Raw genomic sequence first — 20773 nt, 5'->3', positions numbered from 1 at the left:
CGACACGAGGGGGTCGATGTCGCCGGTAATCCTCCGAATGGGCTGCACACTCATTCGCAGGAGATCAGGTCGTCGCGGCCGCGTTTGGCGGCGCCGATCGACAAATTTCCGCGCGCTGCGACCCGGCGGCTGGCCCGGCGCTCGACCGAGCGGACCACCAGCACCGAGGTCGGATCCTGCCAGAGCGGGCCGGACGCGGCGTCGCGCAGATCGGCCCGCGTGAGGCCGATATCGCTGAGCATCCGGTCGTCGAACTCACCGAGCTGGATCAGGTGACGGCGGCGCGCCACCGCCGTGATGAACTTGTAGCTACCCATGACGGCGCCGATGAGCCCGGTGGCTGCGGCGGCGCCGAATGACGCGAAGGCGGACCTGCGAACTTCGCCGATATACGACATCTTCCTCTCCATCTGTCGGCCGCGCAGCGAGAGCGCTGGGTGATAAGAAAGGGTGATGAGCCTGTCGCCCACCCGATCTCGACGCTCTCCGTTCGCGGCAACAGTGTTATGTCGCGGTGCCATCAATCACACTAGCGAATGTTTTTCATCCGAGTTATCATTCTGATTGATGGTACCCGCTCAGAGGCGCTCCCATGTCCGTGTTGCTCGATATTGATCAATTAAGAACATTCATCACGATCGCTGAAACCGGCAGTTTCACGAAAGCCGCTGATGTGGTCCACAAGACACAGTCCGCCGTTTCCATGCAGATGAAGCGGCTGGAGGAGCGGGTCGGCAAACCGATCTTCGCACGTGATGGGCGCGCCTCGCGCCTCACGGACGAGGGCGAGCGGCTGCTCGATTATGCCCGCCGCATCGTCAAGCTGAACAATGAGGCGGTGGCCAGCCTCGCCTCGGCGGAACTGTCCGGCCGTGTGCGCCTTGGCGTGCCCGATGATTACGCCGACCGCTATCTGCCGGAGATCATGGCGCGGTTCGCCCACACCCATTGCAATGTCGAACTCACCGTCGTCTGCGATCCGTCCTCCGATCTGGTGGACCGCATCGACACCGGCGATCTCGACCTCGCCATCATCACCGATTGCGAGACGCTGAACCGCGACACCGAGATCATCCGGCGCGAGCAGCTGCTCTGGATCGGCTCCACCCGCCACTCCGTGCATCTCGACGATCCGGTGCCGCTGGCGCTGGGCCGGCAGAGCTGCAACTGGCGGCTCGAGGCGATCTCGATGCTCCAGGCCGCCGGCCGGCCCTTCCGCATCCTCTACACCTCGTCGAACTCCACCGCCGTCTCGGCGGCCGTGCTCTCGGGCCTTGCCATTTCCGTGTTGCCGGAATCGGGCCTGCGCCCAGGCATGCGGGTGCTCGGCCCGGCGGAAGGTTTCCCGACGCTGGCGCCCTGCCGCATCGGGCTGGTGCGCAACCGGCACGAGGCCTCCCCGCTGGCCGACGCGCTCGCCAACCACATCATCCAGGGCCTCGACAACATCTCCGAAGCTGCCATCGCGGCGGAGTGAGGGCCCTCGCCGGCGTCCCGGACGCCGCTGAGTGCTGTCATGGCCGGGCTTCGGCCATCCACGTCTGCCCGTCGTGCGACCGCCCCCATGCGTGGCGGCGCCAACGTCCTCAGCCGGAAAGTCATGGATCCCCGGGTCAAGCCCGGGGATGACGGTGGGAGGGCGGGCAGCCCCGGCTTCCCGACAAAGGAGCGGCGGGCCGATGGCCCATCATCTCCCCCAGCCAGCATCTGCCCCGAAAGGAAAAGGCGGGCTCGCGCCCGCCTGAGGTGAGCCGGCCCGCCCGCCGGCTTGAGATTGAAGCGTCCCGCAAGGGTGCCGCGTCACCGGCGAGGGCGTGCTGAGACACAGCGCCCGGGGGCTTCAAGGGTCGTCCGAGGGTGTCCGGGCCCCATCCAGCGCCGCGCGCCTCGGCGTTGAGGCGCAGGAGCGCCGGTCCCGATGGGAAACCCGGCGGACGATAGGGAAGCATTAAACCCGTGCGTGCAGATGCACCTTGATCCTGCTCAAAGCGAGCAGCCGGGGTGTCGGTAGCCGGACGGGCCTTCCGCGCGATACGGCGCACGTCCCGGCACGGGAGCGCGCCGCTCCCATGCGCTCGCCTCGGCCGTCCCGGCTCAATAGGCCAGTTCGTCGAAGATCGGCTCGACCGAGCGCTGCCACGGTCCCTCATAGCGGGCGAGCAGATCCTCGGCCGGCGTGCGGCCGGCGGCAAGGCTCTCGTCCAGCGGGATAAGGAAGCGGGTCTCGTCACGGCCCTGGCTGTCGCGGTAGTCGCGGCGGGCAAGGCCGGCGCGGGCGATGGCGACCATGTCGCGCGCCACATCCAGCACCGGGCGGCCGGCCACCTCGGCCTTGTAGCCGAGCCGGGGCACGGCATCGCGCAGCGCCTGGCGCTCGTCCGCGCTCCAGCCCTTGCAGAGCTCCCACGCCGCATCGAGCGCGGCCGTGTCGTAATAGATGCCGGTCCACAGCGCCGGCTGGGCGCACAGATTGCGCCACGGCCCGCCATCGGCGCCGCGCATTTCGAGGTAACGCTTCAGCCGCACCTCGGGGAAGATGGTCGAGAGGTGATTGGCCCAGTCCGACACCGTGGCGGTCTCGCCCGGCACCGCCGGATGCCGTCCGGCCAGCAGGGCGCGGAAGGACGAGCCGGCGACGTCGATATAGCTGTCGCCGCGCTTGATGAAATACATCGGCACGTCGAGCGCGTAGTCGACGTAACGCTCGAAGCCCATGCCCTCCTCGAAGGCGAAGGGCAGCATGCCCGTGCGATCCTTGTCGGTGTCGCGCCAGATTTCCGAGCGGAAGGACAGGAAGCCGTTCGGCTTGCCTTCCGTGAACGGCGAATTGGCGAACAGCGCGGTGGTGATGGGCTGGAGGGCGAGGCCCACGCGCAGCTTCTTCACCATGTCGGCTTCCGAGGCGAAGTCGAGATTCACCTGCACGGTGCAGGTGCGGAACATCATGTCGAGGCCGAGCGTACCGACCTTCGGCATGTAGTTCGCCATGATCTTGTAGCGGCCCTTGGGCATCACCGGCGTTTCCGCGCGGGTCCATTTCGGGCTCATGCCGAGGCCGAGGAAGCCGAAGCCGAAGGGCGTGGCGACGGCGCGCACCTGTTCGAGATGGCCGTTCACCTCGGCGCAGGTCTCGTGAATGGTCTTGAGCGGCGCGCCGGACAGCTCGAACTGCCCGCCCGGCTCCAGCGAGATCGCCCCGCCGCCCACCGTGTCGGCAAGACCGATGATGGCCTCACCCTCCATGATCGGCTCCCAGCCATTGAGCGCCTGCATGCCCTCGAGCAGCGCGCGGATGCCGGTCGGCCCCTCATAGGGAACAGGGTCGTGGCCATCCAGCGTGAAGGGGAATTTCTCGTGCTCGGTGCCGATGCGGAACTGGCTGGTGTCCTTGCAGCCGGCTTCCAGCCAGGCGACGAGTTCGTCGCGGCTCTCGATAGGCTGGGTGTCGATCTGGTCGCGCGTCATGGGGACTCCGGCGGGGCAGGGCATAAAGGCGCGCGACCATACACAGGCCGCTCCGGGACGCAAATCGCCGTAACTACCGATCCGCGCCGGGGAATGCGCCGGTGCAATGACCTTTCAGAGAAATGCAATTTCCGACAAGATGTTGCATGAAGGTCGGGGCGCCGTTGGACGGGCCGCGACGCGCCCTTGTTGCGTGTGTGCCTATTGCGCGGAGGCGTGGGTCAGCCAGGTCGTCACCGCCCGCAGTGCCTGCGTGCGGTCGCCGGTGCGGTGCGCGGCTTCCTGGTAGACGGCGATCTGGATGTCGGCGCTGGTGCCGCCATTCAGAATCGTGCGCAGGTGCTCAAGCTCCTGCCGGCTGCCCAGCGCCTGCGCGTCGTCCGTCACCATGTCGATCAGCGTTTCCACCGCCTGCGCCACCGGCACGGCCTGCCGGGCGCTGCGATCGACGAAGCTGCCATGGATGCCGTAGCGCTGGGCGCGCCACTTGTTCTCCGCCGCAATGGCGCGCTCCACCGCGTCGATGCCGGCATTGACCTTCGGGTTGCGCACGAGATGGCGCACCAGCGCGCGGTACAGCGCGGCGATGGCGACGGAATCCTCGACCCGCGTGCAGCTGTCGGGCGCGCGCAGTTCCAGCGTCGGCTGCTTCTGCGAGGGGCGGATGGTCCACCACACATAGCTCGAATCGCGAATCGCCCGCGCCGCCACCAGCGCGTCGATATAGTCCTGATAGTCCTTGGCGCTCTCGAACAGCTCCGGCAGGCCGGTGCGCGGCAGCTCGTCATAGGCGGCGAGGCGGTAGCCCATCAGCCCGGTGCGCTTGGATTCCCAGAAGGGCGACGAGGTCGAGAGGGCAACGAAGACCGGCAGGAAGGGCAGGATGCGGCGCATCACGTCGATGCGCGTGTCCGGGTCCGGCAACTCGACATGGACATGCAGGCCGCACAGCATGTTGCGTTCGCCGAGCATCTGCAGATCGTGCATCACCCCGTCATAGCGGTGCGTTGGCGCGCGCTTGCTGCCCTGCCAGGAGGCGGTCGGGTGGGTGCCGGAAGCAAGGAAGGACAGGTCGAATCCCCCGGCGACATCGGCCAGCGTGCGGCGCAGGGCGCTCAGCTCGGTCTTCGCCTCGGCGGCGCTGATATGCGGGCGGCTCATCACCTCGATCTGCGACTGCAGCATCTCGCCGGAGACGCGCTCGCCCAGCGCATCGCGTGCCTTGTCCATGAAGGCGGTCGGCATGCGCCGCAATACGCTCTTGGTGGCGCCGTCGACGATGAAATATTCTTCCTCGATGCCGATACGGTAATCTTCTGACATGGCGTCCGTCTCCACGGAAAATCAAGGATCCGGCGCGTCCGCGCAGCTTAGCCGGCGCAGAATCAGGCCGCCGCATCCCGGCGCCTAGATGGTGGAGAAGTGAGACCGGAATATGACTGGCCTCTATTGCCTAATATTCCGTTATTTTATTATAAAATTTCAAGACAACGCGGAACCATTACGTAATTGTCAGTATTTACACATTCCCGTGGTGCGGCGGGAGCGCCTCAGGCGGCCGCGCGGGCCTGCCGCGCGGCCTCGATCAGGGCGAGGGCGGCCACGGCGGCGGTGTCGGCGCGCAGGATGCGCGGGCCGAGCGAGAGCACGAGCGTGCCCGGCCGCGCCTGAAGCTGGCGGCGCTCGGCATGGTCGAAGCCGCCTTCCGGGCCGATCAGCACGGCGAGCGGGCCGTCCACCACCGCGCGCAGCGGGGCGAGGGGATCGGCGAGCGGGGCCGCCTCGTCGCAGAACACCAGCGTGCGCCCGGCCTCCAGCCCGGCCAGCCAGCGGGTGAAGTTCAGCGGCTCCAGCACGACCGGCGGGGCGAGGATGCCGCATTGTTCGGCCGCCTCGATCACATTGGCGTGCATGCGCTCGGTGTTCACCCGCGTCGCCTGGGTGTGCTGGGTCATCACCGGCTGGAGCCGGCCGGCGCCCATCTCCACCGCCTTCTGCACCATGTAGTCGAGCCGGGCGTGCTTGAGCGGGGCGAAGCAATAGTCGAGATCGGGCAGGGGGGATTGGGCCCGCAGCCGCGCCTCGCAGCGCAGCACCGCCTCGCGCTTGCCACCGGCCTCGCGCACCGCGCGCCATTCGCCGTCGCGCCCGTTGAACAGATGGATGTGCCCGCCGACGGCGAGGCGGATCACGTCGGCGACGTAATGCGCCCGCTCGCGGTCGAGCCGCACGACCTCGTCGACGCCGAGCGGCGCCTCGACGAAAAGGCGCTGGGCACGGAAATCATAGGGCTGGTCGGGGGTGTCGGTGTCGGGGCGGGCCATGATTTGACCGTATATAGCGCACAGAAGGGCGTATCGGCACCCATTATGGCTTGGCGACACCCTGAGGAGACGTGCTAATTCGCGCGCCCCGCCGTGATATTGCCCAATCCTCGGGGCCTCTGTATCACGCTGGGTCACGAAGTCTGCACGAGCGGAAGGCTCCATGAGACGGTCGACATATCCCGAGCGCGCCACGCGCCACCTGCCCGCCGCCCTGCTTACCGGCGCCCTGCTCGCCGTGCTGTGCGCCGGGCCGGCGGCTGCCCAGTGGATCGGTGCGCCGGCCAATACGGACGCGACCAGCACCGACAGCAGCGCCACGCCGGCGCCCGCTCCGTCCACGCCGACCGCCGCCCCGGCCACGGCCCCCGTGGCGACACCCGCCCCGATGAGCGGGCCGTCCTCCTCCATCATGGTGTCGCCCGGTTTCGGCGGCGGTGACGGATTTGGCGCAGCGCCCGCCATGCCGGGTGCGATGCCCGGTCTGGGTAGCCCCGGCATGGCGCCGGGCGGCGGCGCGCCCGCCGGCCCGAGCGCGGCCGACATGAATGAGTGCCAGACCCAGGTGACCAAGCTGCGCGGCGACCTTGAAAACCGCAATGAGGTGCTGCGCAAGGCGGCGAGCAAGAAGATGCCGGCCTCCGAGCTGTGCCCGCTGTTCCGCAACTTCGTCACCTCGCAGCAGAAATTCTACAATTACCTGGTCGCCAACAAGTCGAAATGCGGCGTTCCGGACGAGGCCATCAAGGGCCTCAAGGACAATGCCGGCAGCGTGACCTCGGTCCGCGACAAGGTCTGCCAGGCGGCGGCCATGCAGGAGAAGGGCGGCCCGGCGGGTCCCCCGCCGCAGGGCGCGGTCTCGCAGGGGCTTGGCCTCTCCAGCGGCCTGCCGAGCACCGCCACCGCCAAGGGCGGCGTGTTCGACACGCTGGGCGGCGACGCGCTGCGCTGATCCGGCCCGGCGACTCGCGAAAGGACGGCCCCGCATGACGCCCGCTCCCGGCCTCATCCCCGCCGATGCCGCGTCGGGCAATTGGGTGGACCGCCACGCCCCGTCCTTCCTGCGCCCCTTCCTGCGCCTGGCCCGTGCCGACCGGCCGATCGGCAACTGGCTGCTGCTGATACCCTGCTGGTGGTCGGTGGCGCTCGCCGCCGCCTTCGCCGTCCATCACGGCGCGCCGGTCGATCCGCTGCGGGCGGTGGCGCTGCTAGCGCTGTTCGCCCTCGGCGCGGTGGCGATGCGGGGTGCCGGCTGCACCTGGAACGACATTCTCGACCGCGACATTGACGGAAGGGTGGAGCGCACGCGCGGGCGCCCGCTGCCCTCCGGCCAGGTCACGCTCGCCGGCGCCTTCGCCTTTCTGGTGCTTCAGGCGCTGGTCGGGCTGGTGGTGCTGCTCTGCCTGCCGCGCTTCGCCATTCTGGTCGCGCTGTCCTCGCTCGGCGTTGTCGCCATCTACCCGCTGATGAAGCGGGTGATCTGGATTCCTCAGCTCGTGCTCGGCCTCGCCTTCTCCTGGGGCGCGCTGATGGGCTTTGCCGCGCTCATCGAGGATCTGCCCCCGGCGGCACTGCTGCTCTATGCCGGCAGCGTGCTCTGGGTGGTCGGCTATGACACGATCTACGCCCATCAGGACCGCGAGGATGACGAGGCGGTGGGGGTGAAGTCCTCCGCCCGCCTGTTCGCCGGGGCAACGCGCGCCTGGCTGGTGCCGCTCTATGCGGGCGCGGCCGCCCTCATCGGCCTCGCGCTCGGACAGGCGGGGGCGGGACCGGCGGCCTATGTCGGCCTCGCCCTGTTCGCCGGCCATCTCGCCCAGCAGATCGCCCGGCTCGACATTGACGACCGCGACCTGTGCCTGCGGCTGTTCCGCTCCAACCGCGACGCCGGGCTGCTGCTGTTCGCCGGCCTCGCGCTCGACGCGCTGGTGGCCTGAGGTTGCCCGCCGGCGGCTGGCGGTGTTAATGACGCAGCGTCTTCACGAAAGTCCTGCCTGATGAGCATCCGCCTGCACCGCGGCGACCTGGTCGACCTGTCCCGCTACACCGCCGACGTCGCCCCGGTCGTCGCCATCGACACCGAGACGCTGGGCCTCAACCCGCATCGCGACCGGCTCTGCGTCGTCCAGCTCTCGCCGGGCGACGGCACCGCCGATGTGGTGCAGATCCCGCACGGCGCCGGGCCGGGCAGCGCGCCCAATCTGGCGCGGCTGCTCACCGATCCGGCGGTGGTGAAGCTTTTCCATTTTGCCCGCTTCGATGTCGCCGTGCTCGGCAAGACGTTCGGCGTCACGGTGAACCCGGTCTGGTGCACCAAGATCGCCTCGCGCCTCGCCCGCACCTATACCGACCGGCACGGGCTGAAGGAGCTGACGCGCGAGCTGATCGGCGTCGATCTGTCGAAGCAGCAGCAGAGCTCGGACTGGGCGGCGGAGACGCTGTCCGACGCGCAGCTCGTCTATGCCGCCTCCGACGTGCTGTATCTGCACGCGCTGCAGGCCAAGCTCACCACCATGCTGCTGCGGGAGAATCGCCTGGGCCTTGCCGAAGCCTGCTTCGGCTTCCTGCCGACCCGCGCCGCGCTCGATCTGGCCGGCTGGCCGGACGAGGACATTTTCTCGCATTCGTGACCGGAAGGCAGGCGCCGCGCGCTTTTGCGGGGCCCGCCTTCTCATCCGTGCCGCATTCGCCGGGTCTAACCGACACCCGGTTTTGACCGAACTTGCACCGGGGGGTGGAAGTCGCCATCTTCACAAGCGGTCGGAGGGGAGCCGGCCGCCGGGAATGCATGCGCCGATGAACAGTCACGTCGACCCCCCCAGGCACGTCCGTGCCGCGGAGCCGAAGGGCCGCTTTGCCCAGCGCGGGCCGTCGAGCGACGACCAGCGTCGCTCCGACGCCGATTTCGTGCGGGCGAGCCGCCATAGCCGGCGCGTGCGCTTCCTGCGTCGCGCCCTGCCGGTCGGCGTCGTCGCCGCGCTCGGCCTCACGCTGGCGGTCAATTATCTCGACCCCTTCTCCCTCGCCGTCGACCTGCCTTTCGATCTCGGCCGCGTCTCGCTGTCGGGCACGCGGGTGATGATGGAATTCCCGAAGCTGCACGGCTTCACGCAGGATAATCGCGGCTACAGCGTCACCGCCGAATCGGCCTCGCAGGATCTCACCCAGCCGAACCAGATCGACCTCAACACCATCAAGGCGAAGCTGGAACTGGCGGACCAGGGCTGGGCCAATCTCGACGCCAATACCGGGCAGTACGACACCAAGACCGAGAAGATGACGCTGGGCGGCGGCATCAACTTCTCCACCTCGGCCGGCTATGGCGGGCTGCTCGACACCGTGCTGATCGACGTGAAGGGCGGCACGCTGGTCTCCGACAAGCCGGTGCAGCTCACCTATCTCGACGGCAAGCTCACCGCCGACCGCATGGAAGTGTCGCAGAAGACCGCGCGCGCGCTGCTCACCGGCAATGTCCGGCTGAATTTTCGCCTGCCGCAGGGCGATGACGCCCAGCCGGAGGGCGCCGGCCAGCAGGGCGCGGCCTCAAGCCCCGACGACGGCCCGGTCCCGGCGATGCCGCCGCTGCGCGGCACCACGGCCGGGCTGCCGTGAGCGTCCCGTCCCTGCCGAAGTCCTTGCCGGAATACGCGCCGATGCCATGCGCGGCCATTGAATGCGCCGGCCGGCGCGGCTAGAGATGAACCCATGATCGCCCTGTCCCGCTCCGCCTGTTCGGCCGCCGCTGCCCTTCTCCTGCTCGCCGCCACCGCGCCGGCGGCGCTGGCGCAGTCGCGCAACGTGCCGAACGCGCTGCAGGGCTTCGCCACCAATCGCGACCAGCCGATCAGCATCGCCGCCGACAGCCTCGAAGTGCTCGACCAGACGAAGAAGGCGATCTTCTCCGGCAATGTCGTCGTGCAGCAGGGCGACACCACGATGCGCTCCAAGGAGCTGGTGGTGTTTTATGACGGCAAGGGTACGGGAGCCTCGGGTACAGGCGCGTCGACCGCGCCGGCGGGTGCGACGCCCGCCAAACCCGCGGCCCCGGCCAAGCCCGCGGCCGGCACCCCCGCCAATGGCGAGGCGCTCGCCGCCGGCAGCCCGATCAGTTCCTCCTCGATCCGCCGGCTGGAGATCAACGGCTCGGTCGTGGTGACCACCAAGGAGCAGACCGCGACCGGCGACCAGGGCGTGTTCGAGACCGCGTCCAACACCATCACCCTCACCGGCAACCCGGTGGTGCTGTCGCAGGGGCCGAACGTCATTCGCGGCCGCAAGCTCACCGTCGATCTCGCCTCCGGCACCTCGCGCTTCGAGGGCGGGCGCGTCGAGAGCCTGATCGTGCCGAACAGCGTGAAGCAGCTCGACAATGCCGCGCCCAAGCCGGGCGCGACTCCCGGCGCCAAGCCAGCGCCCAAGCCGTAAGGCCCCCGCCTCCGCCTTTCGGGACACAGCGCCGCAGCCGCGTGTGCGGTCTTGCTTTTACCACGAATGATGGCAGGCGGGCTTTCGGCCCGCTTTTTGCATTCGTCCATTTGCCAGCGCGGCTTCAAGCGTTTATCACCTTCCTGTGGTGGGCTCACCACGGAGGGTAGCGTGGGTTTTTTCTCAGGATTGGGCGGCCGGAACGGCAAGGCACCGCGTCGCGAGGCGCCGCCGGACCTGGCGTTGCGGCACGGATCGGGCGCTGCGCGCCAGCCGGAGCAGATGCGCGGCCCGGCCGGCAACGGCTCCGGCCCTGGCGCCGGCTTCTCCGCCACGCCGATCCACGCCGGTGAGGGTGGCCTCACCTTGGGCGACATTCCGCCCCCGGCACTCGGCCTGCTCAGCGCCGTCGGCCTCGCCAAATCCTATGGCGGGCGCAAGGTGGTGCGCGAGGCAAGCCTGCATGTGCGGCGCGGCGAGGCGGTCGGCCTGCTCGGCCCCAACGGCGCCGGCAAGACCACGATTTTCTACATGATCACCGGGCTGGTGAAGGCCGATGCCGGCCGCATCGAGCTGGACGGCCACGACGTCACCCATCTGCCCATGTACCGCCGCGCCCGTCTCGGCGTCGGCTATCTGCCGCAGGAAGCCTCGATCTTTCGCGGCCTGTCGGTGGAGAACAACATCCGCGCCGTGCTCGAGGTGGTGGAGCCCAACCGCAAGGCCCGCGAGCGCGAGCTCGACGCCCTGCTGGAGGAGTTCCGCGTCACCCATGTGCGCAAGTCGCCCTCCATCGCGCTTTCCGGCGGCGAGCGGCGCCGCGTCGAGATCGCCCGCGCGCTCGCCACGCGCCCGACCTTCATGCTGCTCGACGAGCCCTTCGCCGGCATCGACCCGATCGCGGTGGGCGACATTCAGGCGCTGGTGCGCCACCTCACCCAGCGCGGCATCGGCGTGCTGATCACCGACCACAATGTGCGCGAGACGCTCGGGCTGATCGACCGTGCCTACATCATCCATTCCGGCACGGTGCTGATGGAGGGCTCGCCCGACGAGATCGTCGCCAGCCCCGAGGTGCGCCGGCTCTATCTCGGCGAGGAGTTCCGTCTCTGAGATGAGTGCCCCGGTGTCCTTCTCCCTGCGGGTCGATCTGAGCGTCGTTCCTGCCGCCTGCCGCGGGGACATGCCATGTCGCTAGGGCCCCGCCTCGAATTCCGCCAGACCCAGTCGCTGGTGATGACGCCGCAGCTGATGCAGGCCATCAAGCTGCTGCAGCTCTCCAATCTCGATCTCATCGCCTATGTCGAGGCCGAGCTCGAGCGCAACCCGCTGCTGGAGCGGCAGGCCGAGCCGGAGGGTGAGCGCCGCGAGGATGACAGCATCGCCGAGAATGAGCGCGCCGAGAGCGGCGTGCATGGCGATGCCGACAGCCGCCTCGCCACCAATGAGGAAGGCCACACCGCCGACTGGCTGGAGGAGCGGCTCGATTCCTCGCGCAGCGCCATTGAGGACCGGCTCGACACCGGCCTTGAGAACGTGTTCCCGGACGATGCCGGGCGCGAGCCCGCCGGCCCGCCCACCGGGCTCGACGGCGCCGCCTATTCGGAATGGTCCGGCGTCGGCTCCGGCGGGCGCGATGGCGACGACTATAATCTCGAAGCCTTCGTCTCCGCCCAGACCACGCTGGCCGACCATCTGGAAGGCCAACTCAGCCTCGCCATCGTCGATCCGGTGCAGCGCCTCATCGGCACCAACCTGATCGACCTGATCGACGAAGCCGGCTATCTATCTGCCGATCTCGCCGCTGTCGCCGAGCGCCTCGGCGCGCCGCTGAGCGTGGTGCAGCAGGTCCTGGCGGTCATTCAGGGCTTCGACCCGCCGGGCATCGGCGCGCGCTCGCTGGCCGAATGCCTCGCGCTCCAGCTCAAGGAGCGCAACCGCTACGACCCCGCCATGGCCGCGCTGCTCGGCCATCTCGAACTGCTCGCCCGCCGCGATTTCGCGACGCTGCGCCGGGTCTGCGCGGTCGACGAGGAAGACCTCGCCGAGATGGTGGCGGAGGTGCGCCGGCTGAACCCCAAGCCGGGCCTTGCCTTTGGCGGCGGAATCATCCAGCCCATCGTGCCGGATGTGTTCGTGCGCGGCACCACCGAGAACTGGCTGGTGGAGCTGAATTCCGAGACGCTGCCGCGCGTGCTGGTGAACCAGGCCTATTATTCCCGCGTGCAGAAGACCGCGCGCGGCGAGAAGGAAAAGGCCTTCCTCAGCGAGTGCATGCAGACCGCGACCTGGCTGACCCGCTCGCTCGACCAGCGCGCCCGTACCATCCTCAAGGTCGCCACCGAGATCGTGCGCCAGCAGGACGCCTTCCTGACGCTCGGCGTGCAGCATCTGCGCCCGCTGAACCTGCGCATGGTGGCCGACGCCATCGGCATGCATGAATCGACCGTCTCGCGCGTCACCTCGAACAAATACATGGCGACGCCGCGCGGGATCTTCGAGATGAAGTATTTCTTCTCGTCCTCCATTTCCTCGGCCGATGGTGGCGAGGCGCATTCGGCGGAATCCGTGCGCTTCCGCATCAAGCAGATGATCGACGCCGAGAGCCCGGACGACGTGCTCTCCGACGACACGCTGGTGCAGCGCCTGCGCGAGGCCGGCATCGACATCGCCCGCCGTACCGTGGCGAAGTACCGCGAGGCGATGCGCATCCCCTCCTCGGTGCAGCGCCGCCGCGAAAAACAGGCCGCCGCCGGCTGAGCGGGGAGGGACGGGGCGCCGTCCTGGCGCAAGCGTCCCGATGCCGACGGCCGCTGCCCCTTGGCTCCGGTCAATCCCACAAAACACCGTCATCCCCGGGCTTGACCCGGGGATCCACGCCTTGGGACCGAGCCCGGCGGGGGGAAGTCATGGATGGCCGGGCCAGGCCCGGCCATGACGGCGCTTGGGGGGAGGGCGTCCGACGAACGCCGCTTCCGGTCACCCCCGGAATCACCCCCCACCCGCCGCCATCCCGCCCGCGAGCTTGCGTCAGCCTTGCAGGAGGGGCGCCGCGCACCCTTTCGCCGCGCCCGTGCCCGGCAAGCTATCCACCGCCCTCGTTGACACTTTCCCTTCCGGCTCCTACCTCTTTAAGGCACCGGCCGGGCAAGTAGGGGGTTCGGGCAGATCGCGGGGCCAGCATCATCAGGCCGGCGCGAACATGCCCCAGCAGAGGGACGAGTCACGATGCCGCTGCGGGTTTCAGGCAAGAACATCGATGTGGGCGAGGCGCTCCGGCAACGGGTCGCCGAACGGGTCGCGGTCGCGATGGAGAAATATTTCGACGGAGGCTGGTCGGGCCATGTCACGGTGTGCCGTGACGGGTCGGGCTACCGGTCGGACTGCGCGCTGCATCTCGACAGCGGCACCATCCTCCAGGCCCATGCCGGCGCGCAGGATCCTTACGCCAGCGCCGACGCGGCGGTGGAGCGCATCGAGGCGCGGCTGCGCCGTTACAAGAGCCGGGTGAAGCGTCGCCCGACCAATGGCGAGGCGTCGTCCAGCCTCATTGAGACCGCCCCGCTCACCGTGCTCTCCGTCCCCGACGAGGAGGATGAGGAGGAGGCGCTGGAGGGCTGGAGCCCGACGGTTGTCGCCGAAGCCACCACCAACCTGCCCCGCCTCGCGGTGAGCGACGCGGTGCTGGAGCTCGATTTCACCGGCGCCTCGGTGCTGGTGTTCCGCCATGCCGGCCATGGCCGCATCAATGTGGTCTACCGGCGTGCGGACGGGCATGTCGGCTGGGTCGATCCGCCCGAGCCCGTGCCGGTCGCCAACGGCGCCGCCCGACCCGGCGCCCCGGCGGAAGACCTTCATTGAGCCGTTCTCCTTCAGAAGCGCGCGCGGCCGGCGTGGCCCGCGCGCTTCCTCTCGCCACGACCCGGATCCCGCAATGGCCTTGAACGACATTCTGGCGCTTTCCGCCGTCTTCCCGGCTCTCAGGGTCTCCAGCAAGAAGCAGGCGCTTCAGGAGCTGTCCGCCAAGGCGGCGGAGCTTCTGGGGCGCGACGAGCGGCAGATCTTCGACACGCTGAACCAGCGCGAGCGGCTCGGTTCCACCGGCGTCGGCCATGGCATCGCCATTCCCCATGGCAAGCTCGCCAAGATGGACCGGCTGTTCGGCATGTTCGCCCGGCTCGACAAGCCGATCGACTTTGAGGCGCTGGACGGCGAGCCGGTGGACCTGATCTTCCTGCTGCTCGCCCCCGAGGCAGCCGGCGCCGACCATCTCAAGGCGCTGGCGCGCGTCGCCCGCCTGCTGCGCGATGCCGAGACCGCCCGCAAGCTGCGCAATTCGCGCGACGCGGCGGCGATCTACGCCATTCTCACCGGCACCCCGGCGACCGACGCGGCCTGAGCCGCCCCCGGCCTGTGCGGCCGCCGCGGGCACCGCAAACGCACGCAGATGTGCAGCGGAACCCACGGGCCGCCGCCGAACAGGGGCTGCAATCGGCCCTCGCTCGCCCTACCTCAAAGGGGTGACCGGATGGTGCGTGGATGCGCCGTCGGTGCCTTGCGAGGAGCGCCTGATGCCCGAGACCCTGCCGTCCCAGCTTTCCCTCTCGCCGGCGCTCTGCCGGGCGGCGCGCGCGCTGCTCAACTGGTCGCCGGCCGAGCTTGCCGAGCGCGCCCATGTGCCGGTCGCGTGGCTGAAGGAATTCGAGCAAGGGCACGAGCCGGGCGTCGACGCCGATCCGGGCGAGGCCGCGCGGCTGCGCCGGGCGCTGGAGGCCGCGGGCGTCGATTTCCTCGCCGCCGGCGAGGCGAGCACCGGCGGGGGCGAAGGCCTGCGCCTGCGCCAGCAAAAGGGCGGCTACATCGCCACCGAGAATCTCAGCAGCGCCAATGATGGGTGAGGGCGGTTGGCGCTAGGCGGGCATCTTGCGATGACGGCGGCGCAGCATGATAGCCGGCCCCCGTGGAAAGCAGCCGGGCGTTCAACCACAGAAGGTCCGGCGGCCGCGTCGCCTTGTGCGGCTCTTTCGCGTCATCAGGCGCAGCCTGCGCCGAGACCAGCACCATCGACGGGCGATGTGCTGGTCTGAAGGCGGTAGGGCGCAGGCTGTCGAGCCTGCGCGCCTAGAGGGACAGCGTCACTTGAGCGACAGAGCCAGCCCGCTCAGATCGAGGCTGACGATGAGGCCCTTCTGCTCGCCGCCGAGCTCCAGAACGGCGCCGTTCTGGTTCGTCAGGATGACGACCTGCGCGCCCTTGCCGAGCGCGGCGCCCGCACCGCCCTGGGCATAGACGCCGGACACGTCAGACGCCTGGCGGATGTTCTTGACCGTGCCGCGCAGGCGGGTCTCGGAAGCGCCGAAGGTCAGGCCATAGCTCAGCCCGCCGACCGAGAGCGGATATTTGCGGCCCTGAAACGTCAGCACGCCATCGCCGCCGGAACCGCCGACAATGAAGCCGGCCTTCACGATACGGATGCTGATGGTGCCGTCAGCGGCGCTCGCCATGGATACGGCGCCGATGAGCGCTGCCACTGCGAGGAGCCCGACCCTGAGGACCGACAAGATTTTCATGACGCAATCTTCCCTATGAGACCGATGTGGCATGGTGCCCATCGCCCGATAACGCGCAGTCTCGCCGTTCGTTGCTCGACAATCAACGCGAGACGGAACGGTTTTGCTGGGGGCGCGCGGCGGCCGCGTGGTCGCCGCGCATTGGCAAGGGGATAACGGCCGAGACGCGCCGCTAGCCCGCGCCGCCGCAGGGTTCAGGGCGTGATCGCCACCTTCAGCACACCGTCGCGCTGGTGGGAGAAGAGGTCATAGGCGGCCTCGATATCGTCCAGTTTGAAGCGGTGCGTGACCAGCGGCTTGAGGTCGACGCGGCCGGAGGAAATCACGTCCATCAGCCGGCGCATCCGCTCCTTGCCGCCCGGACAGAGCGTGGTGATGATCTTGTTGTCGCCGAGCCCGGCGGAAAAGGCGCTCAGCGGGATCGTCAGGTCGCTCGAATAGACGCCGAGGCTGGACAGCGTGCCGCCCGGACGCAGCACCCGCAGCGCCGACTCGAAGGTCGCCTGCGTGCCTAGCGCCTCGATCGCGACATCGACGCCGCGCCCGTCGGTCAGCGCCATGATCTGCTCGACCACGTCGCCATTTTTGAAGTCGACGATGTGGCTGGCGCCGAGCTGACGGGCGATTTCCAGCCGCCTCGGCACCGTGTCGACGCCGATGATGGTGGTGGCGCCCTTGAGTTTCGCGCCGGCCACCGCGCACAGGCCGATGGGGCCGAGGGCGAACACCACCACCGTGTCGCCGATCTGCACCGCGCCGCTCTCGGCGCCGGAGAAGCCGGTGGACATGATGTCCGGGCACATCAGCACTTCCTCGTCGGTCAGCCCGTCGGGGATCGGCGAGAGATTGGCGAGCGCGTCGGGCACCCGCACATACTCGGCCTGCGTGCCGTCGATGGTGTTGCCGAACTTCCAGCCGCCGGTCGCCTTGAAGCCGTGCTTCGTGCCGGCGCCATCCTGCGAGCCGCAGCCGCACAGGCAGGCATAGGAATAGCCCGACGGGGTGATCGCCCCGGCGATGACGCGCTGGCCCTCGGTGTAGCCGGTGACCGCCGAGCCGAGCTTCTCGATGATGCCGACCGGCTCGTGGCCGATGGTCAGGCCGCGCGCGACCGGGTACTCGCCCTTGAGGATGTGGACGTCGGTGCCGCAGATCGTCGTGGTGGTGATGCGCACCAGCGCGTCGAGCGGGCCGATATCGGGAATAGGCTTGTCGTCCAGCACGATGCGGCCGGGCTCAACGAAGATGGCGGCTTTCATCTTGGGCATGCGTAATCCTCCGGTGGTCGAGCCGCACTATGGAGGCTCGACCACCGGAGGGTATGACCGCGATCAATCGCCGGCGAACAAATCCGGCCGGCGCGCCGTGATTTGGCGCATTAATTTAGCCGGCACCTTATCCCGGTAAGGGGTTTGGTCCCGCGGGCGACGGAACCCGCGGGGCGCGGCTCAGGCGATGCCGCGCTCGGCCATCAGACGGACCACGGCGGCGCGCAGTTCGGGGATGCCGGTGGCCTCGCGCGAGGAGGTCGGGAACACCGTCGGGAAGGCCGCCGGCCGGCGCGCGAGCCCGGCCTCGGTCTCGGCGATGCGCGCTTCCAGCTCGCCCTTCTTCAGCTCGTCCGCCTTGGTCAGCACGACGGCATAGGACACCGCCGCCTTGTCGAGCCCGTCCAGCACGTCGCGGTCGATGGGCTTCAGGCCATGGCGGGAATCGATCAGCACGAAGACGCGGGCGAGGTTGGCCCGGCCGCGCAGATAGGCGTGGATGGTCGCGGTCCAGGCGTCGACCTTGTCCTTCGGCGCCTTGGCGAAGCCATAGCCGGGCATGTCGACCAGGGTGAGTTCCGGGCCGAGGCCGAAGAAGATCAGCTCCTGCGTGCGGCCGGGCGTCACCGAGGTGCGGGCGAGCGCCTTGCGGCCGGTCAGCGCGTTGATCAGGCTCGACTTGCCGACATTGGAGCGGCCGGCGAAGGCGATCTCGATGGTGCGCATCGGCGGCAGCGTCTCGATCGTCGGCGCCGCCGTGAGGAACTGCCAGTCGCCCGCGAACAGCCGGCGGCCGGCCTCGATCTCCTCCGGCGAGGCGCCGCCGGAGGTGTTGTCGTCCTGGGTCTCGGGGATGTCCGCCACCTAGCCGGCCTTCGGCTTCTTGCGGACGAACAGGCTCTTCACATTGTCCCAGAGTTCGATCTTCACGCCGTTCTTGCGCATGATGATCGACTGCTGGAGCACCGAGAGGGTGTTGTTCCACGCCCAGTAAATGACCAGGCCCGAGGCGAAGCTCGCCAGCATGAAGGTGAAGACCAGCGGCATCCAGTCGAAGATCATCTTCTGCGTCGGGTCCGGCGGGGCCGGGTTGAGCTTCATCTGCGCGAACATGGTGATGCCCATGATGATCGGCCACACGCCGAGCATCAGGAAGTGGCCGATCACCGGCACCGCGCCCGGATCCCACGGGATCAGGCCGAACAGGTTGAAGATGGTCGTCGGGTCGGGCGCCGAGAGATCCTTGATCCAGCCGAAGAACGGCGCGTGCCGCATTTCGATGGTGACGAACAGCACCTTGTAGAGCGCGAAGAAGACGGGGATCTGGATCAGGATCGGAAGGCAGCCCGCGACCGGGTTGATCTTCTCCTTCTTGTAGATCTCCATCATCTCCTGCTGCAGCTTCACCCGATCGTCGCCATAGCGCTCGCGCAGCGCCGCGATCTCCGGCTGCACCGCCTTCATCTTCGCCATCGAGGCGTAGCTCTTGTTGGCGAGCGGGAAGAAGATGCCCTTGAGCAGCACCGTCACGATCAGGATGGCGACGCCGAAATTGCCGACGCCCTTATAGATCCAGTCGATGACGAGGAAGAGCGGCTTGGTGATGAAGTAGAACCAGCCCCAGTCGATCAGCAGGTCGAAGCGGTCGATGTTGTAGGCGGTCTGGTAGCCGTCGACGACGCGCACTTCCTTGGCGCCGGCGAACAGGCGGGCGTCGGTCTCGGCGGTGGCGCCGGGGGCGACGGTGACGGCATCGCCCAGGAAGTCGGTCTGGTAGGCGAGATCCTGCCCGGACTGGCTGGCGGAGAAGCGGGCCTGCACCTTCTCGGCCGCGCCGGGAATGACGGTCGCCGCCCAGTACTTGTCGGTGATGCCGAGCCAGCCGCCGGTCGAGCCGAAGCTCTCGGTCTTGCGCTCGGCGATGTCCTTGTACTTGATCTCGTGCAGGCCGCCCTCGGTGGTCACACCGATCAGGCCCTCATGCAGGATGTAGTAGCCGAGCGTGTGCGGCGTGCCGTGGCGCGAGACCAGGCCATAGGGGTGCAGCGCCACCGGCTCGGCGGTCGCGTTTTCCACCTTGTCGACGACGTGGAACATGTAGTTCGGGTCGATCGAGATGGTGCGGCGGAAGGTGAGGCCGGCGCCGTTGTCGAAGGTGAGTTCCAGCGGCGTGTCGAGGGTGAGCTTGGCGCCGTCGGCGACGCTCCACACGGTCTGCGCGTCCGGCACCTTCACGGTCGAGCCCGCGCCCGGCACCCAGCCGAATTCGGCGTAGAACGGCGTCGGCCCGCCCGAGGGCGAGAGCAGCACGATGATCGGGCTCTGCCGGTCCACCGTCTCGTGGTAATCCTTGAGCGACAGGTCGTCCACGCGCCCGCCGCGCAGGTTGACCGAGCCGATGAGGCGCGGCGAATCGATGACGGCGCGCGGGGCGCGGGCCAGCGCTTCGGCGCGTGTGAGCGTGCCCGGCGCGCCCGTGCCGGTGGTGGGGGCGGTGGCGCCGCCCGGCGTCGGGGCGGTCGAGCCCGGCGCGGCGGTCTGGGCCGCCTGCTGCTGGGCCGCGAGCTGCTCCGCCTGCCGCTGCTGCTCCATCTTTGGAACGCCGGAGAAGAACTGCCAGGCGATCAGCACCGCCATCGACAGGACGATGGCGACGATCATGTTGCGGTTTTCACTGGTCATAGGCAGATCTCTCTGTCGGCGCGGCCTCGGGCAGCGGCGCGGGCGCAGGCGTCGCGGCAGCCGGCCGGCGCCGGCTTCCTGAGTGGAGGCGGGTAATGCCCCGCTCTATGTCGTTGATGAGGTCGGAAAAGGGCGTTGCCAGCGCGGCGCGCCGGGCGACGATCACATAATCGAAACCGTCGCGCCCCGCGCGCGGCAGGGCGTCGCGCACAGCTTCGCGCAGGCGCCGGCGAATGCGGTTCCGCTCGACGGCATTGCCGTGCTTCTTGGTGACGGTGAGCCCGATGCGGGGCGGCGCCGTATCGGCGCGATCACGGCCCTGCAGCAGCAGGGGGCCGGAATTGGCGCGCAGCCCGGAGGCTGCGGCCACAAAGTCCTTGCGCTTGACGAGCCGGTGCATGAAGGCGCCGATCCTCAGGCCGCAGGGCGGCGCGCCCCAGCCATGTGGGGCCGCAGAACGATATCAGGCGGACAGGCGCTTGCGGCCATGAGCCCGACGGGCATTGATGATCTTGCGGCCGTTGCGGGTCGCCATGCGCGCACGGAAGCCGTGCCGGCGGGCGCGCACGAGCTTGCTCGGTTGATAAGTGCGCTTCACGGGTATCTCTCCGCTGTTTCGTTGACGCTGCCCGGACCGGAATGCCCCTTCGCATCCGGCCGGCCGCGAAACCAGTCGCGGCGCAATCGCGCACATGCGGGGAACAGCCCGACCGCTGGGCAGCCGAGGTTGGCGGGCTTATAGGGTCCGCGCTGCGCCAAGTCAATCTGCAACTGACACCCTCTCGCCAGCCATCGGCGACGCCGAACGCGGAACCGGCGTGTGGGACGGGAAGCCGGGGGCGATGCGCCGCGTGCAACCTCCGCGCAACGCTGGGGCGGCACCCCTGAGCGCACAGGCCGGTCCCGACCGGGCATTGGTGGAAGACGGGAGACAAAATGCCGGGGCGACTCTGGCGTGCCGGGCCAGACGCCATAAATGATGCCGAACGGGGCCGGTCGGCGCGGGCGTACTGGCGCGGATCGTCAGGAGCGCGTGGGA

21 protein-coding genes are annotated in these 20773 nt (G+C 68.8%); 11 read left to right on the top strand and 10 right to left on the bottom strand.

Features of this window, described 5'->3' with window-relative positions; all coding sequences use genetic code 11:
- Positions 1-50: 50 nt before the first annotated feature.
- Entirely contained in the window at positions 51-470 is a 420-nt protein-coding gene (locus OU996_RS02840; protein WP_267584152.1) for a DUF1127 domain-containing protein, read from the bottom strand.
- A gap of 122 nt (positions 471-592) precedes the next feature.
- Here OU996_RS02840 and OU996_RS02835 point away from each other — a divergent pair, with 122 nt between their 5' ends.
- On the top strand, positions 593-1477 hold the full coding sequence (locus tag OU996_RS02835; protein WP_267584151.1) for a LysR substrate-binding domain-containing protein: 885 nt from the start codon (positions 593-595) through the stop codon (positions 1475-1477).
- A 617-nt stretch (positions 1478-2094) separates the two neighbouring features.
- Here OU996_RS02835 and OU996_RS02830 read toward each other — a convergent pair.
- From OU996_RS02830 to OU996_RS02820, 3 genes are all read right to left on the bottom strand, one after another.
- Positions 2095-3465: a glutamate--cysteine ligase gene (locus tag OU996_RS02830; RefSeq protein ID WP_267584150.1), complete on the bottom strand. Its 1371-nt coding sequence runs from the start codon at positions 3463-3465 to the stop codon at positions 2095-2097.
- A 201-nt stretch (positions 3466-3666) separates the two neighbouring features.
- The gene (locus OU996_RS02825) at positions 3667-4788 is read right to left on the bottom strand and encodes a carboxylate-amine ligase (RefSeq protein ID WP_267584149.1); all 1122 of its coding nucleotides are present in this window, start codon (positions 4786-4788) and stop codon (positions 3667-3669) included.
- A gap of 227 nt (positions 4789-5015) precedes the next feature.
- Positions 5016-5789, bottom strand: a complete 774-nt coding sequence (locus OU996_RS02820; RefSeq protein WP_267584148.1) for a 16S rRNA (uracil(1498)-N(3))-methyltransferase — start codon at positions 5787-5789, stop codon at positions 5016-5018.
- A 163-nt stretch (positions 5790-5952) separates the two neighbouring features.
- Here OU996_RS02820 and OU996_RS02815 point away from each other — a divergent pair, with 163 nt between their 5' ends.
- The 10 genes from OU996_RS02815 to OU996_RS02770 all read left to right on the top strand — a co-directional run bounded on the left by OU996_RS02815 (position 5953) and on the right by OU996_RS02770 (position 15112).
- On the top strand, positions 5953-6741 hold the full coding sequence (locus tag OU996_RS02815) for a hypothetical protein (RefSeq protein ID WP_267584147.1): 789 nt from the start codon (positions 5953-5955) through the stop codon (positions 6739-6741).
- Positions 6742-6775: 34 nt separating this feature from the next.
- A complete protein-coding gene (gene ubiA / locus OU996_RS02810; RefSeq protein WP_267584146.1) occupies positions 6776-7726 on the top strand; it encodes a 4-hydroxybenzoate octaprenyltransferase in 951 nt (316 codons plus the stop codon).
- 60 nt (positions 7727-7786) lie between these two features.
- Positions 7787-8419 carry a ribonuclease D gene (locus tag OU996_RS02805; RefSeq protein WP_267584145.1) on the top strand — a complete coding sequence of 211 codons (633 nt, stop codon included), beginning with the start codon at positions 7787-7789 and terminating at the stop codon, positions 8417-8419.
- 166 nt (positions 8420-8585) lie between these two features.
- Positions 8586-9401, top strand: a complete 816-nt coding sequence (lptC, locus tag OU996_RS02800; protein ID WP_267584144.1) for an LPS export ABC transporter periplasmic protein LptC — start codon at positions 8586-8588, stop codon at positions 9399-9401.
- Between the two features lie 93 nt (positions 9402-9494).
- Complete coding sequence (locus OU996_RS02795) at positions 9495-10214, top strand: LptA/OstA family protein (protein ID WP_267584143.1); 720 nt, start codon at positions 9495-9497, stop codon at positions 10212-10214.
- A 171-nt stretch (positions 10215-10385) separates the two neighbouring features.
- Entirely contained in the window at positions 10386-11327 is a 942-nt protein-coding gene (gene lptB / locus OU996_RS02790; protein WP_267584142.1) for an LPS export ABC transporter ATP-binding protein, read from the top strand.
- A gap of 75 nt (positions 11328-11402) precedes the next feature.
- Positions 11403-12974 carry an RNA polymerase factor sigma-54 gene (rpoN, locus tag OU996_RS02785; protein WP_267584141.1) on the top strand — a complete coding sequence of 524 codons (1572 nt, stop codon included), beginning with the start codon at positions 11403-11405 and terminating at the stop codon, positions 12972-12974.
- A 468-nt stretch (positions 12975-13442) separates the two neighbouring features.
- Positions 13443-14075, top strand: a complete 633-nt coding sequence (hpf, locus tag OU996_RS02780) for a ribosome hibernation-promoting factor, HPF/YfiA family (RefSeq protein ID WP_267584140.1) — start codon at positions 13443-13445, stop codon at positions 14073-14075.
- Positions 14076-14148: 73 nt separating this feature from the next.
- Positions 14149-14613 carry a PTS IIA-like nitrogen regulatory protein PtsN gene (gene ptsN / locus OU996_RS02775; RefSeq protein ID WP_267584139.1) on the top strand — a complete coding sequence of 155 codons (465 nt, stop codon included), beginning with the start codon at positions 14149-14151 and terminating at the stop codon, positions 14611-14613.
- A gap of 172 nt (positions 14614-14785) precedes the next feature.
- Positions 14786-15112 (top strand): helix-turn-helix domain-containing protein, encoded by a 327-nt coding sequence (locus OU996_RS02770; RefSeq protein ID WP_267584138.1) that lies wholly within the window; start codon positions 14786-14788, stop codon positions 15110-15112.
- A gap of 237 nt (positions 15113-15349) precedes the next feature.
- Here OU996_RS02770 and OU996_RS02765 read toward each other — a convergent pair whose 3' ends face one another.
- The 6 genes from OU996_RS02765 to rpmH form a co-directional block, all read right to left on the bottom strand.
- Positions 15350-15784 (bottom strand): hypothetical protein, encoded by a 435-nt coding sequence (locus OU996_RS02765; RefSeq protein ID WP_267584137.1) that lies wholly within the window; start codon positions 15782-15784, stop codon positions 15350-15352.
- A 194-nt stretch (positions 15785-15978) separates the two neighbouring features.
- The gene (locus OU996_RS02760) at positions 15979-17052 is read right to left on the bottom strand and encodes an NAD(P)-dependent alcohol dehydrogenase (RefSeq protein ID WP_267584136.1); all 1074 of its coding nucleotides are present in this window, start codon (positions 17050-17052) and stop codon (positions 15979-15981) included.
- 180 nt (positions 17053-17232) lie between these two features.
- Positions 17233-17907 (bottom strand): ribosome biogenesis GTP-binding protein YihA/YsxC, encoded by a 675-nt coding sequence (yihA, locus tag OU996_RS02755; RefSeq protein ID WP_420712742.1) that lies wholly within the window; start codon positions 17905-17907, stop codon positions 17233-17235.
- Positions 17908-17916: 9 nt separating this feature from the next.
- Positions 17917-19734 (bottom strand): membrane protein insertase YidC, encoded by a 1818-nt coding sequence (gene yidC / locus OU996_RS02750; protein WP_267584134.1) that lies wholly within the window; start codon positions 19732-19734, stop codon positions 17917-17919.
- Complete coding sequence (gene rnpA / locus OU996_RS02745) at positions 19724-20134, bottom strand: ribonuclease P protein component (RefSeq protein WP_267584133.1); 411 nt, start codon at positions 20132-20134, stop codon at positions 19724-19726. Before rnpA ends, yidC begins: the two co-directional genes overlap by 11 nt.
- 63 nt (positions 20135-20197) lie before the next feature.
- Complete coding sequence (gene rpmH, locus OU996_RS02740) at positions 20198-20332, bottom strand: 50S ribosomal protein L34 (protein ID WP_013165198.1); 135 nt, start codon at positions 20330-20332, stop codon at positions 20198-20200.
- Positions 20333-20773 lie beyond the last annotated feature (441 nt).

Source organism: Ancylobacter sp. SL191 (assembly GCF_026625645.1).
Lineage (GTDB): Bacteria > Pseudomonadota > Alphaproteobacteria > Rhizobiales > Xanthobacteraceae > Ancylobacter.
The sequence above is the reverse complement of the archived record's forward strand: the minus strand, read 5'-3'. Positions and strand labels throughout refer to the sequence as shown.

Excerpts from the sequence above, each read along its gene's own strand:
- OU996_RS02815 (WP_267584147.1), top strand. The coding sequence starts at position 5,953 with ATGAGACGGTCGACATATCCCGAGCGCGCCACGCGCCACCTGCCCGCC.
- OU996_RS02795 (WP_267584143.1), top strand. The coding sequence starts at position 9,495 with ATGATCGCCCTGTCCCGCTCCGCCTGTTCGGCCGCCGCTGCCCTTCTC.
- OU996_RS02835 (WP_267584151.1), top strand. The coding sequence starts at position 593 with ATGTCCGTGTTGCTCGATATTGATCAATTAAGAACATTCATCACGATC.
- rnpA (WP_267584133.1), bottom strand. The coding sequence starts at position 20,134 with ATGCACCGGCTCGTCAAGCGCAAGGACTTTGTGGCCGCAGCCTCCGGG.
- OU996_RS02805 (WP_267584145.1), top strand. The coding sequence starts at position 7,787 with ATGAGCATCCGCCTGCACCGCGGCGACCTGGTCGACCTGTCCCGCTAC.
- rpoN (WP_267584141.1), top strand. The coding sequence starts at position 11,403 with ATGTCGCTAGGGCCCCGCCTCGAATTCCGCCAGACCCAGTCGCTGGTG.
- OU996_RS02830 (WP_267584150.1), bottom strand. The coding sequence starts at position 3,465 with ATGACGCGCGACCAGATCGACACCCAGCCTATCGAGAGCCGCGACGAA.
- yidC (WP_267584134.1), bottom strand. The coding sequence starts at position 19,734 with ATGACCAGTGAAAACCGCAACATGATCGTCGCCATCGTCCTGTCGATG.
- OU996_RS02825 (WP_267584149.1), bottom strand. The coding sequence starts at position 4,788 with ATGTCAGAAGATTACCGTATCGGCATCGAGGAAGAATATTTCATCGTC.
- OU996_RS02820 (WP_267584148.1), bottom strand. The coding sequence starts at position 5,789 with ATGGCCCGCCCCGACACCGACACCCCCGACCAGCCCTATGATTTCCGT.
- lptC (WP_267584144.1), top strand. The coding sequence starts at position 8,586 with ATGAACAGTCACGTCGACCCCCCCAGGCACGTCCGTGCCGCGGAGCCG.
- hpf (WP_267584140.1), top strand. The coding sequence starts at position 13,443 with ATGCCGCTGCGGGTTTCAGGCAAGAACATCGATGTGGGCGAGGCGCTC.
- OU996_RS02760 (WP_267584136.1), bottom strand. The coding sequence starts at position 17,052 with ATGCCCAAGATGAAAGCCGCCATCTTCGTTGAGCCCGGCCGCATCGTG.
- ubiA (WP_267584146.1), top strand. The coding sequence starts at position 6,776 with ATGACGCCCGCTCCCGGCCTCATCCCCGCCGATGCCGCGTCGGGCAAT.
- OU996_RS02765 (WP_267584137.1), bottom strand. The coding sequence starts at position 15,784 with ATGAAAATCTTGTCGGTCCTCAGGGTCGGGCTCCTCGCAGTGGCAGCG.
- ptsN (WP_267584139.1), top strand. The coding sequence starts at position 14,149 with ATGGCCTTGAACGACATTCTGGCGCTTTCCGCCGTCTTCCCGGCTCTC.
- OU996_RS02770 (WP_267584138.1), top strand. The coding sequence starts at position 14,786 with ATGCCCGAGACCCTGCCGTCCCAGCTTTCCCTCTCGCCGGCGCTCTGC.